The sequence below is a fragment of the Maricaulis sp. genome, assembly GCF_015665295.1.
GTDB lineage: Bacteria > Pseudomonadota > Alphaproteobacteria > Caulobacterales > Maricaulaceae > Maricaulis.
Genome location: NZ_JADFAJ010000015.1, coordinates 54,976 through 68,299, shown reverse-complemented (window position 1 = coordinate 68,299; position 13,324 = coordinate 54,976). Strand labels below are relative to the sequence as shown.

8 protein-coding genes are annotated in these 13,324 nt (G+C 65.2%); 4 read left to right on the top strand and 4 right to left on the bottom strand.

The genetic code is table 11. From position 1 onward, the window contains the following. Positions 1–180: 180 nt before the first annotated feature. On the bottom strand, positions 181–906 hold the full coding sequence (locus QZZ02_RS07900; RefSeq protein ID WP_291843517.1) for a CPBP family glutamic-type intramembrane protease: 726 nt from the start codon (positions 904–906) through the stop codon (positions 181–183). Positions 907–1,528: 622 nt separating this feature from the next. Between QZZ02_RS07900 and QZZ02_RS07895 the strand changes: the two genes are divergently transcribed. Beyond that, complete coding sequence (locus QZZ02_RS07895; protein WP_291843516.1) at positions 1,529–2,404, top strand: universal stress protein; 876 nt, start codon at positions 1,529–1,531, stop codon at positions 2,402–2,404. Between the two features lie 6 nt (positions 2,405–2,410). On the opposite strand, the gene QZZ02_RS07890 is transcribed toward QZZ02_RS07895, so the two are convergent. The 3 genes from QZZ02_RS07890 to QZZ02_RS07880 form a co-directional block, all read right to left on the bottom strand. Beyond that, complete coding sequence (locus QZZ02_RS07890) at positions 2,411–5,104, bottom strand: bifunctional acetate--CoA ligase family protein/GNAT family N-acetyltransferase (RefSeq protein WP_291843515.1); 2,694 nt, start codon at positions 5,102–5,104, stop codon at positions 2,411–2,413. A 79-nt stretch (positions 5,105–5,183) separates the two neighbouring features. Then, complete coding sequence (locus QZZ02_RS07885) at positions 5,184–7,958, bottom strand: cation-transporting P-type ATPase (protein ID WP_291843514.1); 2,775 nt, start codon at positions 7,956–7,958, stop codon at positions 5,184–5,186. Between the two features lie 39 nt (positions 7,959–7,997). Then, entirely contained in the window at positions 7,998–9,800 is a 1,803-nt protein-coding gene (locus tag QZZ02_RS07880; protein WP_291843513.1) for an adenosylcobalamin-dependent ribonucleoside-diphosphate reductase, read from the bottom strand. Positions 9,801–9,993: 193 nt separating this feature from the next. On the opposite strand from QZZ02_RS07880, the gene QZZ02_RS07875 reads away from it, so the two are divergent. From QZZ02_RS07875 to QZZ02_RS07865, 3 genes are all read left to right on the top strand, one after another. Next, positions 9,994–10,398 (top strand): hypothetical protein, encoded by a 405-nt coding sequence (locus tag QZZ02_RS07875; RefSeq protein ID WP_291843512.1) that lies wholly within the window; start codon positions 9,994–9,996, stop codon positions 10,396–10,398. Positions 10,399–10,471: 73 nt separating this feature from the next. After that, positions 10,472–12,250, top strand: a complete 1,779-nt coding sequence (locus QZZ02_RS07870) for an alpha/beta fold hydrolase (protein ID WP_291843510.1) — start codon at positions 10,472–10,474, stop codon at positions 12,248–12,250. A gap of 97 nt (positions 12,251–12,347) precedes the next feature. Continuing rightward, positions 12,348–13,316, top strand: a complete 969-nt coding sequence (locus QZZ02_RS07865; RefSeq protein WP_291843508.1) for a thiamine pyrophosphate-dependent dehydrogenase E1 component subunit alpha — start codon at positions 12,348–12,350, stop codon at positions 13,314–13,316. Positions 13,317–13,324: the final 8 nt, after the last annotated feature.

Sequence of the window (13,324 nt, the reverse complement as noted above, 5' to 3'; positions counted from 1 at the left end):
CCCCTGTTCTGCAAGGTCTGATTTGAGTGATTTTTGATCATAGGGGGGGTGCGGTCATGTGTCCGGCCTGTTGACGCGGTGCTTGTGACCGCTGGCCCTGATGAAGTCCGCTTGCCGGGGCCCTCTCAGATTATCGAGCTGTAACGCCCTGACACTGCCCGTCCACCCCATCATGCCACCTCACAAGAGATACCCAGCCGTGTTGAACCAGCTGTGCAATAGAACCGGGAGCAGCACGCTACCGGTGGCGATGCGGACGAAAACATAAAGCGCACCGGTGATCAGAGAGACAATATCAAGCCATACAATGGTGATGGACCAGTCGGCCCCGACGCTCATTGCGTGGCCGGCGTAGAACATGAGTGTGGTGATCACGGCGGCGAGACCAATGGCGAGCCATCCTTTGGGGAAGGCCTTGTGGAAGGCCCGCTCCAGCATGACGAGCAGGATGCCGCGATCGATGAGTTCCTCGTCAAGGCTGGGCATGGTCAGCTGGTAAGTCCAGTCAGCCAACGGCTCGGTTTTGACCCCGGGGAAGTATAAATACATGAACGCGGCGGTCGCGCCTGCGGTGAGCACCGCAACACTGATGCCCGCGACCGGCGCAGGCCCGTTCTGAGACAGGGTGAAACCCCAAGCCTTCATGTCACCACGGAAAATGACATAGCCGGCAATCAGCAGCATCAGTACGCCCAGAGCCTTGCCTTCCCAGTTGTAGCGACCGGGAATCAGATCGGGCGCCAACCCGACCACGCCGAGGAAAACGGTCGCCTTGTGGGCCGCAAAAAGCACAAGCGCGCCCAGCAACCAGCCCCAGTCGACCTTGCCGCGGCAAATCACGACAGCCACCATGCAGAGCCCAGCCAAAACAGCCGTTTCGACAAATACCGTATTGTAAGCGCCCATGATTTCCCCCCGGTCACTCCACCAACCTCGTATACGTTCAATCGTCAAAGCGCAAAGCGCTGAACCGGCCAGGGGGAGCTGTCAGAAGAATCGGCCAGCCAGCTGGCATGCGGACATCCTGTCCGGATGACCAATGGTGACTGTCAGGAGACCAGGAAGTGGCAGAATGACCGGGTCGAAAAATCGCATAAACCATTGCAATATAGGGATAAAATCATGATGCGGTTCGGGTCAGTTCGAAGCCTGCAGAAATTCGCCGCCGTCCAGTCATCCAACCATGATCACTTCAAGCTTGAACGTCATCTCTATTCACGATCCGATTTCAAGGAATATCGCTCCGCCGCCCGTCCGAATGGCGTCAGCTTGCCACCTGAAGCAGGCCCGAATTCAGGCTTTCGAGCCCGCTCCGGTTTTGCCCGACACCACCGCCCGTCCGAAAAGGAGGGCCGGTGCGAACCCTCAAGACGAGGTGCGCGAATCTGGACGCCCCGAGGCCAGCCCCGTCAACACGCCTTCCATCGTCGGCCTGCCTGCATGAAGGGCTTTTCCGTCATTATTGATCCGCGTCAATGCCGCGGCTGGCGGCCGGCTCCACTCTGCTCGCGTTTCAAGGAGTGGGACGATGGACATCCGCAAGATCACCATACCCTTTATCGACGCCGGGACCTGCGAGACCGGCTTCAGCAACGCTCTGGTTCTGGCCCGGCATTTCGGGGCACATCTCGACGTGGTCCATGCCCGGCCCCGCGTCGAGCTGCCCGGCGGGATGTATTATCCGGTTGCCGTTCCCTATCTGCAAAGCAATTACGACGCCTTGTCCGAAGCGGTTGCATCGGCGGCGCGGGAACTAAAGACGCGCTTTGAAGGTCTGTGCAAGGCTCACAAGCTGGATGTGGTCGAGCCGGGCGAAGTCCGGCCGGAGCGGGCACCGACGGCGTCCTGGACCGAGTTCGAGTCGGGCAGCGTTTACGGACTCGGTGAGCGGGCCCGCCTTTGCGACCTCACGGTCATGGTGAGGCCCGACGCGGTTGACCGGCGTGATGAGTACGGCCTCATGGAATCCGTGTTGTTCGGATCGGCGCGGCCGCTTCTCGTATTCGGTCGTGAAACGCCAATCAAACACGTTCCCGCCACCATTGTCGTCGCTTGGAATGGCGGGCTGGAGGCCGCGCGGGCCCTGCTGGCGGCGCGGCCGCTGCTGGCCGCCGCACGCTCCGTCACGCTGTTGTCTATCGGCGAGACGGAAAAGGACCAGCTCTCGGCCGAGGCCGCGGCGGCCTATCTGCGTCTGCATGGCATCGCCGCCGAACCCCGGCAGGTTGAGCGGAGCCTGTTTGAACGCGCCGAAGACGTGATGATGAAAGTGATTGATGCCGACGAGCCGGAACTGGTCGTGATGGGTGCCTATTCTCACGGCCGGTTGCAGCAGAGCGTGCTGGGCGGATTCACGCGCCGTCTTCTGCACGAGGCCGAATGCCCCGTAATGCTGGCACACTAGGCGCGATCATGTCTGCCTCAGACGCAGGAAGAGCCGCGTCAAACCCCGGTGATCGGCCACGGGTTCCGCGTGGAATCCGAGGTTTTGCGCCAGAGTGAGCATGGCGGCATTGCTGGCGGGAACCAGTCCGAACAGTTCGCCGATTCCGCGGTTGCGAGCGCAGGCAATCAGATGTGTCATCAGGCAGGTGCCGATACCGGCACCTGCCTTGTCGGGCCGAACGATCAGGGTGAATTCGGCGCGTTCGCCGTCCGGATCCGCGCTCATGCGCACGATGCCATAGAGTGCTGCTTTCCCGGCCGGCCCCGGCTCGGCAAGGACAAGGCTCATTTCCCGGTCATAGTCGATTTGTGTGAAGCGCGCCGCCGCGGCATGACCGGATATGGCCACGGGACCGAACAGGCGCAGCTGGGTCTCCTCCTCGGCCAGCCGTGCAAAGGCGCCGTGGAAGGCCGGCTCGTCCTCCGGCCGCACCGGGCGCAGCATGGCAGGGCCGATGCCCTCGAGGTCCACGGGCGTTTCCAGCTCAGCCGGGTAGGGCCGGATGGCCAGCCGGTCCAGCCCGCTGCCTGCTCGGTCCGCAACACGGATCCGGGCGTCCAGGGCAATCACGCCGGCGGCGTCCGCCAACAGCGGATTGATATCGAGTTCGACAATCTGCGGATGGTCGGCGGCCAGCTGGGCGATACGGATCAGGCTGATGGCGATGCTGTCGAGATCGGCGGCGGGCCGGTCGCGATATCCGCGCAGCAGGCGCGCAACCCGCGTGCGGCCGATCAGTTCGCGGGCCAGTTTCATGTTCAGCGGCGGCAGGCCGATCGCCCGGTCTGCGACGACCTCCACGGAAACGCCACCCTGGCCGAATAGCACGACGGGGCCGAACTGGGCGTCTTCCTTGAAGCCAAGAATGAGTTCGTGGGCACCCGGCCGTTCGATCATGGGCTGGACGGTGAAGCCGTCGATACGGGCTCCCGGGCGATGCCTGGCAACACGGTCAAGCATGGTTTGCGCGGCTGCCGCGACGGCGTCAGCACCGGTCAGGTTCAGGGCCACGCCGCCGACATCGGATTTGTGCGTGATCTCCCGCGACAGGATTTTCAGGGCGACCGGGGTGGCGAATTCCTCGGCGCGGGCTGCCGCGTCGGCGGGCGTCCGGGCGACTGCCGTTGGCGAGACCGGGATGCCATAGGCGTCCATCACGGACTTCGCTTCAGGTTCGCTGAGCCATTCCCGGCCTTCACGGATCGCGGTTGATAGGATGGCCGCGGCGCCGTCCCGGTCAGGCCGGATGTCGCCGGGCTGTGCGGGCGGCGTTTCCATCAGGGCCTCGCGGGCGCGCTGGTCTTCGACCAGAAACATGAAAGCCTTCACCGCTTCTTCCGGCGTGGCGAAATCGGTCAGGCGGGACGCTGCGAAGCGCGTTCGAGCCGCACAGGCAGTCTTCTCGCCAACCCAGCTGGTCAGCACCGGCTTGTCCGGCGCGGCACGGGTGACCGTATCGATCACGGATTCAGCGGCCGCCAGCGAGGACGTTACGCCGGTGGGACAGTTGAGCACGAGGACGGCGTCATTGCTGTCGCTTTCCAGCAGTGCTTCCAGCGCTGCCGCATAACGCGGACCGTCGGCATCACCGATGATGTCGACCGGGTTGCCATGCGACCAGGTCGGCGGCAGAACGCCATCGAGCCTTTGGCGGGTGGCCGCGTCCAGAGGGGCGAGCGAGCCGCCCTCGTCGATGAGTGCGTCGGTTGCCAACACGCCGATCCCGCCGCCATTGGACAGGATCGCCAGCCGGTCGCCGGCCGGGCGTTGCCGCGAGGCGAGGATGCTGGCTGCGTGGAACAGGTCTTCCAGGGAATAGACCCGCAACAGGCCGGCCCGGCGGAAGACAGCATCATAGACCGCATCCTCGCCTGCCAGGGCTCCGGTGTGTGAAGCGGCGGCGGCGGCGCCTTCGGCGTGCCGTCCCGCCTTCACCACGATCACCGGTTTCATGCGGGCTGCCGCCCGCGCGGCCGACATGAACTTGCGCGCAGAGGTGATGGCCTCGACATATAGCAGGATCGCATTGGTGCCGGGATCTCGACCGAGATAGTCCAGCATGTCGCCGAAATCGACATCGATCATGTCGCCCAGCGAGACGAGATGGGAAAAGCCGATATCGCGCGCCGCCGCCCAGTCTACCACCGAGGTCACGATGGCGCCGGACTGGGTGGCGAAAGCCAGCCCTCCCGAGCCGGGCATCAGATGACAGAAGCTGGCATTGAGCCCGGCCGGTGGCGCCACGACGCCCAGGCAGTTGGGACCGACAATGCGCATCAGGTGCGGCCGTGCGGCATCCAGCACGGCCTGGCGGCGGGCCAGGCCTGCTTCGTGTCCGCCTTCGCCGAAGCCGGCCGTGACGATGACGGCCGCCCGCGTGCCGCGCGCGCCCAGCTCGGCAATGATCTCCGGCACCGTGTCCGGCGGGGTGCAGATAACGGCGAGGTCCGGCGTTTCCGGCAGCGACGCAATATCGGGATAGGCCAGGACGCCGGCGATTGAGCGGTGCTTCGGATTGACCGGCATGATGAGGCCCGGGAAGCCGCTGCGGAACAGGTTGCGTGCTGCGACCTCGCCGATCGAACCCGGGCGATTGCTCGCACCGATCAGGGCCACGCTCTGCGGCCGGAGGAGGGCGTCGAGATTTCGGATGCTCAACTGGGGACCTCGCACTGTGCTGCGACGGGTGAAAACCCGGCGATAGAACCTGTCTGCAGGACGTTCGCATTGACCGGGGTCATTGTGCCATCTTTCTGTGGTGAAGCCGGCGTTGATGCCATACCAGCCACTTGATGCCTTCCGGGATCAGAAAGATCGGCGCGGATACGGCCAGGATAATGCCCCAGTCCGCAAGGGTCAGCGGGACGGTGTGAAGGATGGGTTGCAGGATCGGCGCGTGGACCGCGAGAACCTGCAGACCCAGCGTGGCGGCGACAGCACCGATCAGAAGGCGGTTGGAGAACAGGCCGAGTCGGGTTGCCGGTTCGCGCATGGTGCGGAAATTCATCACGTTGAACTTCTCCATCACGATCATCGCCGTGAAGGCCACGGTCTGCGCGCGCGCTGCAAGATCCGGCGAGGCGAGATAGACGGCGAACAGGCCCAGCGCACCCAGTGCAAGATAGCCGCCCAGCGCCGCGACCAGCAGCATGCCAGGCCGGTCCAGCACGCCCTCCGACGGCCGCCGCGGCGGGCGCTCCATCAAATCAGGCTCGCCTTTTTCAACGCCCAGTGCGAGGGCTGAGAGTCCGTCGGTGACAAGGTTCATCCAGAGGATCTGGACCGGCAGCAGGATCATCGGTCCGCCGGCGATGAGGGCGATCGCCACGGCCAGGACCTCGCCGACATTGGACGACAGCAAGTATCGGACGAATTTCTGGATATTGGCGAACTGGCGCCGTCCTTCACGGATGGCGGCAACGATCGAGGCGAAATTGTCGTCCAGCAGCACGATGTCCGCGACATTCTTGGCGACGTCGGTGCCGCGAATGCCCATGGCGACACCGATATCGGCCTGTTTGAGCGCGGGGGCATCGTTCACGCCGTCGCCGGTCATCGCGACGATCTCGCCCCGGGCTTGCAAGAGGCGGACAACACGCATCTTGTCTTCCGGCGTTGCCCGCGCCAGCACTGCCCCGGCCTTCAGCTTTTCTACCAGTTCGGCATCGTCCAGTTCGGCAAACTCGGACCGCGCCAGGACCTGATTGGTCGGCAGGTCCAGCTGGCCGGCGATCGCCGCGGCCGTGGGGGCCGCATCGCCGGTAATCATGATCACGCCTATTCCCGCTGAACGGGCGGTATCGACGGCGCGGCGGGCCTCGGCCCGCGGGGGGTCTGAAATACCGAAGATACCGAGCAATGTCAGACCTGCCTCGGCCGTCTGCGAGGCCGGGGCCGCCGCATTTGCAGGCAGGTCGCGGCGGGCCACGGCCAGCGTGCGCAAACCGCGGGCTGCCATATTGTGGTAGGCGGCCAGGGTGGCATGATGATCGGCATCGACAATCGGGCGAACGGTTGCGCCATCGCGTATGTGGGTCGCAAGCGCCAGCACGACTTCGGGCGCCCCTTTCATGTGGAGGCGATGCTGGCCTTCATGATCGACAATCACGCTCATGCGCTTGCGGTCGGAGTCGAACGGAAATTCGCAGACCCGTACCGGCGCGGCGTCGGAAAGTCCGGCCTTGGCAGCCGCTATCTTGAGGGCAGCCTCCGTCGGCTCGCCTGTTACCTTCCACCGGCCGTCTTCGTGGTCCAGGCTGGCGTGGTTGCAGACATTGCCGGTCTCCAGCGCTGCTATCAGGTCAGGCCGGAAATCCGGGGCGATGAGATGGCCGTCCTCGTGGAAATGGCCGTGCGGACCGTCGCCCGCACCGTCAACCGAGACGGACCCGGCGGGCAACCAGATATCGGTCACGGTCATCTCGCCGCGGGTCAGCGTGCCGGTCTTGTCGGTGCACACGACAGTTGCCGCGCCGAGCGCCTCGATCGCCTGCAGGCGCCGAACCAGGGCATTGTGGCGCACCATGGCCGCGGCGCCGAGCGCCAGCACGATGGTCACCACGACTGGCAGGCCTTCCGGCACGACGGCGACAGCGAGGGAAATGGCGGTCAGGGCCATTTCGTCGAGGGGGCGGCCAGCCAGCCAGCCGGCTGCAGTGACCAGGACGGACACCGCGATGGCGAAAAGCGCGAGACGGCGTCCAAGACGATCCAGCTTGCGTTGCAGGGGTGTGCCGGTGTCGCCGGCTGTTTGCGCCAGGGTCGCGATGCGGCCAAATTCGGTCGCCATGCCGGTGGCCACGACCACGCCCTGGCCTTGTCCCGCGACGATATCCGTGCCCATCCAGCTCATCCCCGTGCGCGCGGCAAGGTGGACCTCGGCAGATGTCGGTGCGGGATGCTTGCTCACCGGCGCCGCTTCGCCGGTCAGGGCAGCCTCGTCCGCGCGCAGATCGACGGTCTCGATGAGACGGATATCCGCCGGGGCCCGGTCGCCGCGCTTCAGGCAGACGATGTCGCCGGGCACGAGGTCGCCGCGATTGATTTCCTGGCGGCGACCGTCGCGTATCACGGTGGAGGTCGGCGCCAGCATCCGGCGCAGGGCGTCGAGCGCCCGCTCCGCGCGCCATTCCTGGATGAAGCCGAGGGCCGCGTTGAGCAGGATAATGGCAGCAATTGCCGCAGCATCGACACGTTCGCCGATTGCCAGGGAGATCGCTACGGCGACCACCAGGATAAGGAGCAGGACGTTCTGGAACTGCCGCAACACCAAGCGGGGCCAGCCAATCCGGCGGCGATCATCCAGGCGGTTTGTGCCGTCGCGGTCGAGCCGGTCGCGGGCCGCCTCACCGGAAAGGCCCTGCGGACCGGTCTTCAACCGATCGAAGACCTGTTCGACTGGCAGGGCATGCCAGTCGGGGTCGGGCGCCTGGGGGGCGGCCTCTCCATCAGGCCTGTTATCGGCGGGCAGCGATTTGATTGGTCTTCTCCCTTGGCTGGTGGCCGCAGTCATCCAGATCGCCGGACAGGGCCGGTCGTAGTGGCCAGTTCGTCACGCCTCGACATGGCAGCAATGCCGGTCCTCCGGTCCATCCTCTCCGGTCAGGACCGCGCCGGTCACCCGATTGGGCCGGAAGACGGTGCATCCCTTGAGACCCAGGCCGAAAGCGCATTCGTAGAGGCTCGCGAAGGCTTCGCGCGTGCAGTCGGCCGGAACGTTGACGGTTTTGGAGATGGCATTGTCGACATGGGGCTGCAGCGCGGCCTGCATGCCGAGATGGGCCTCGACCGGCAGGCCGGTGGCGGTCACGAAGCCGTCGGGCACGCCGTCCTCGCGCCGCACCATTCCGCGCCACATTGCCAGCGCGTAATCGGTCAGATCCAGCGAGACCGGCTCGCCGTCCGGACCGGTGACACGTCGCCGGACCCGCCCGGCAAAGATCGGTTCCAGCCCGCTGGACACATTGCCCGCCAAGAGGCTGATACTGCCCGCCGGGGCGATGGCGACCAGGTGGCTGTTGCGGATGCCGTATGCGGCGATGGCATGGCGGATATCGTCAGGAAGGCCCGAGACGAACCCCCCTGCCAGATAGGCGTCGCGCTCGAAACGGCCAAAAGGGCCCTTTTCCCGGGCGAGCGCGACGGAGGCGCGATAGGCGGCGTGGCAGATGCGGCGCATGGTTTCGGCGGCCAATTGTCGGGCGCTGTCTTCACCATAATCCAGGCGCAGCATGAGAAGGGTGTCGGCCAGACCGGTAATGCCCAATCCGACGCGCCGGGTCAGTCGGGCCGTTTCGGCCTGGGCGTCCAGCGGGAAGCGGGAAACGTCGATGACATTGTCGAGCAGGCGTACCGCGACCGGCACGATCGCTTCGATAGCGCCGTTGTCGAGCCGGGCCCGGGGCGTGAAGGGATGTTGCACGAAACGGGTCAGGTTGATGGAGCCGAGATCGCAGGCACCATGAGGCGGCAGCGGTATTTCGCCACACGGATTGGTCGCCGTGATGCGTTGGCAATACGCCAGATTGTCAAGCCGGTTGATCCGGTCGACAAAAAGCACGCCCGGTTCGGAGGTGTCATAGGCGGTGTCGGTGATCCTCTTCAAGAGGTCACGGGCCCGGATCCGGCGCATGATTTGGCACGGCACCGGTTCCGGCGCGCCGGACCATGGCTGCATCACTGTGTCCCTGCCGGCCTTTTCGCCGGTCGCCGGGAAGACGAGCGGCCAGTATCTGTCCGTGCGCACGGCCTCCATGAAGGCATCGGAGACCAGGACCGACAGGTTGAAATGACGCAATTGCCCGGGCTCGCGCTTGGCATCGATGAACGCTTCGATGTCGGGATGGTCGCAGCGCAGTGTTGCCATCATGGCGCCGCGGCGGGCGCCGGCTGACAGGATCGTGGCGCACATGGCATCCCATATTCGCATGAAGGAGACGGGCCCGGTTGCGATGTTTCCGGTCCGGCGCGCCAGCATGCCGCGAGGACGCAGCGGGGAGAAATCGATTCCGATGCCGCCGCCCTGCTGCATGGTGCGTGCGCTCTCCTCCAGCGCGCGGAATATGCCCGCGACCGAGTCCTCCAACTCACCCATAACAAAACAGTTGAACAGGGTGACATCGCGGCCGGTGCCTGCACCGGCCAGGATGCGGCCGCCCGGCAGGAAGCGGAAATCGGACATGGCGGCAAAAAAACGATCCGCCCAGCCCTGACGGTCCTGCGTTTCCGCTGCCGCCAGGGCGTTTGCGACACGCCGCCAGCTATCGTCCGGCGCGGCCTCGGCCGGATCGGCTTCGGCGTGACGATACTTGTCTTCCCAGACACGCCGGGAGATGGCGGCAGGCCAGTCGAACATGGCGGCATTCTAGCGGGCTGATGCGCCTCTCACCAAGCGAAAGCCGGCTGACTACGTAGAATTGCGGGGTTGCAGTGAAGGGGTCTGGAGCGGCTCAATAGAATGCAGGGCCGATGCGTCGGCAGGCCAGTCACAGCAGACTTGCAGAAGACTCACACAAGACCAAAGCGCATTCAGTCACGGAGATTTCACCATGACAACCACAACCACGAACCAGATTGAAACCAAGACCTCTGCCAGCAGGGAAAAGGCGCCTGCGGCCGCCAAGGTCGATGGCCGGGCGGAGGCAGCTGCGACCGCCGTCAACGAAGCCGCTTCGAACATGAAGACGGTCGTGGAAGCCGCGACCAACGGCTTCTGGCAGCGGGCGATGGCATTGAATGGCGAAGCTGCTCGGCTTGCCAGCGTAAGGGCCGGGCACTATCGGGAATATTTCGACGAACTGGCGTCATGCCAGTCGCCGGTTGATGCCGGCGAGGTCGCGACACGCGCCGCGCAGACCGCCTTTCAGGATTACATGGACGAGTTCGGGCGCCTGTCCCAGATCGCCATGTCGGGACTGCCGGATGCGGGCAAGGGCGGCGCCTCCAAGCGCTGAGCCCTGCCGGCATGGGCTGGAGGGAAGCGCGATGGAAAAGACCCGGCGGGAACCGGGCCTGCCTGGGAACGGCATGAGCCCTGAAGCCGATGCCGATCCAGTTCCCCGCCCGTCCGGTGGAGGATTTCTGGAGGGGCCGTACACGCTTGATCGTGCGGCCCGCGCGGCCATGGCCCGCCTGACCGGCGGCGTTTCACCATCCGCCGTTCTGGCACCTTGGGCCGACTGGGCGATCAACCTGGCCGCGGCCCCCGCGCACCGCGCGGCGCTGGGGCTGAAAGCCGTGGCCGACGGCGGGGCGCTGGGCAGCTACGCGCTGAAGCGCCTCGCGGGCTTGGCCGACGTCGAGCCGCCGTTTTCGGAGACGGGCGGGGACCGTCGTTTCGCTGATCCGGGCTGGAGCGACCTGCCTTTTGATCTCTATGCCCAGTCGTGGGCCGCCGCAGACAGCTGGTGGCGCGCTGCGACCAGCGCTGTCCGTGGCATGCACGAACGCAATGCGCGGCGCACGGGCTTCATGGCCGATTTAGCGATGGACGCCGTGTGTCCGGCGAACAATCCAATGTTCAATCCTGCCATATGGCGCCGCACGGCGGAAACGGGCGGGTGGAATCTCTGGCAGGGTGCCGCCAATTTCCTCGAAGACATGGTCAGCGTCACTCGCGGCAACGGTCATGACCGGGCCGCCCGTGAAGCGGTCGGTCACAGCTTGGCCATGACGCCGGGAGAGGTGATCTACCGCAACGGGCTGATGGAGCTTATCCAGTACGCGCCGCAAACCGGAACCGTGCATGCCGAGCCGATCCTGATCGTGCCGGCCTGGATCATGAAATACTATATCCTCGACCTGTCGCCAGACAATTCGCTGGTCGGCTGGCTGACCGGCCAGGGCTTCACGGTCTACATGATTTCCTGGATCAATCCGGGGCCGGAGGATCGCGACCTGTCGCTCGACGACTACCGCACCTTCGGGATCATGGATGCGCTCGACACGATCGGTGCTGTCCAGCCCGGCGCAAAGGTTCATGCCTGCGGGTATTGCCTTGGCGGCACGCTGCTCGCCATCGCGGCCTCGGAAATGGCGCGGCGCAGGGACGACCGGCTTGCCACCATCACCTTGCTCGCCGCCCAGGTCGACTTTGCCGAGGCCGGCGACCTTCTGCTCTTCGTCGACGATGCGCAGATCGCGTGCCTGGAAGACATGATGTGGGACCAGGGCGTGCTGGAGGGCCATCAGATGTCCGGAGCCTTCACCCTGTTGCGGGCTGACGAACTCCTCTGGTCGAAGGCGGCACGGGAGTATTTTCTCGGCGAACGCGACAAACCGTTCGACCTGGCGATCTGGAATTCCGACCAGACCCGCATGCCCGCCCGCATGCATTCGGAATACCTGCGCGGCCTGTTCCTGGAGAACAGGCTGACGGCGGGACGGTTCGCGGTGGAGGGGCGGGCGGTTGCGTTATCCGATATCGACGCGCCGATCTTCCTGGTCGGGACCGAGAAGGACCACATCGCGCCCTGGGCTTCGGTCTACAAGCTGAATCTCTTTGCCCGGGCGCCCATCACTTTCGTGCTCACCAGCGGCGGACACAATGCGGGCATCGTTTCCGAACCGGGCCATGCCGGCCGGTCCTTCCGCATCGCGACGCGCCAGCCGGACGACGACTATCTCAGTCCAGAACGCTGGAAGGCGGGCGTCGAGCCGCAGGACGGATCCTGGTGGATGGCCTGGGCCGGATGGCTGGCCGAGCGCGGTTCGCCAGGCCGCGTCGCACCGCCCCGGATGGGCGCGCCGGAGCAGGGCTATGCACCCATCGAGCCGGCGCCGGGGCGCTATGTCCAGATGAGCTGATTGCTGTTTCCCGCCACCGACTTGACGAATGTCAAAGCGGGCGGTGGTCCTGCCGTTCAGGATCGATCCGACATCAAGCCGTCGGGGAGATTCGGTTGTGAGACTGGAGCGCGAAGACCTGCTGCGTGCCTATCGCCGCATGCGCACCATCCGGGAGTTCGAGGAACGGGTGCATCGGGAGTTCGCAAGTGGCGGTATTCCCGGCTTCGTACACCTCTATGCGGGCGAGGAAACCGCGGCCGTGGCGGTGTGCGAAAACCTGCTGCCCGGGGACCAGATCACCTCGACCCATCGCGGCCATGGTCATTCCATCGCCAAGGACTGCGATGTGACGGCCATGATGAAGGAGATTTTCGGGCGTGCGGACGGGCTGTGCCATGGCAAGGGCGGCTCGATGCATATAGCCGATCTCTCCAAGGGCATGCTGGGCGCCAATGGCATTGTCGGCGGGGGTCCGCCGCTGGCCTGCGGCGCGGCGCTGTCGGCACGTGTGCTGGACAATGGCGGGGTGGCTGTCGCCTTCTTCGGCGATGGGGCCTTCAATCAGGGCACCACGCTGGAATCTCTGAACTTCGCCCGGGTTTACGACCTGCCGGTTCTTTTCGTGCTGGAAGACAATGGCTATGCCGAGAGCACGTCGAGCGACTGGTCGATCGGCGGCAATGATCCGGTCCGCCGTGCCGAAGGCTTCGGCATCAAGGGCGAGAAGGTGGACGGGCACGATTTCTTCGCCGTCTACCGCGCCGCACAGGAAGCGCTGGAAGCAATCCGCAATGGCGCCGGGCCGCGCTTCATCCACATCGAATTCACCCGCTATTACGGACATTTCGAGGGCGATGCCATGACCTATCGTCCGCCCGGTGAGGTGGAGGAGGAGCGCAGCTTTCTGGATTGCCTGACGTTTTTCAGGGCTCGCACTACCCAGGGTGGCCAGCTCGACACGGGCGAACTCGACGCAATCGATGTCGAGGTGCGCGCGTTGATCGAAGATGCGGTGGCCAAGGCCAGGGTGGCGCCTCCGCCCGCGCTGGAAACCCTGACGACCGACGTCTACGCCAGCTATTGAGGGAAAAA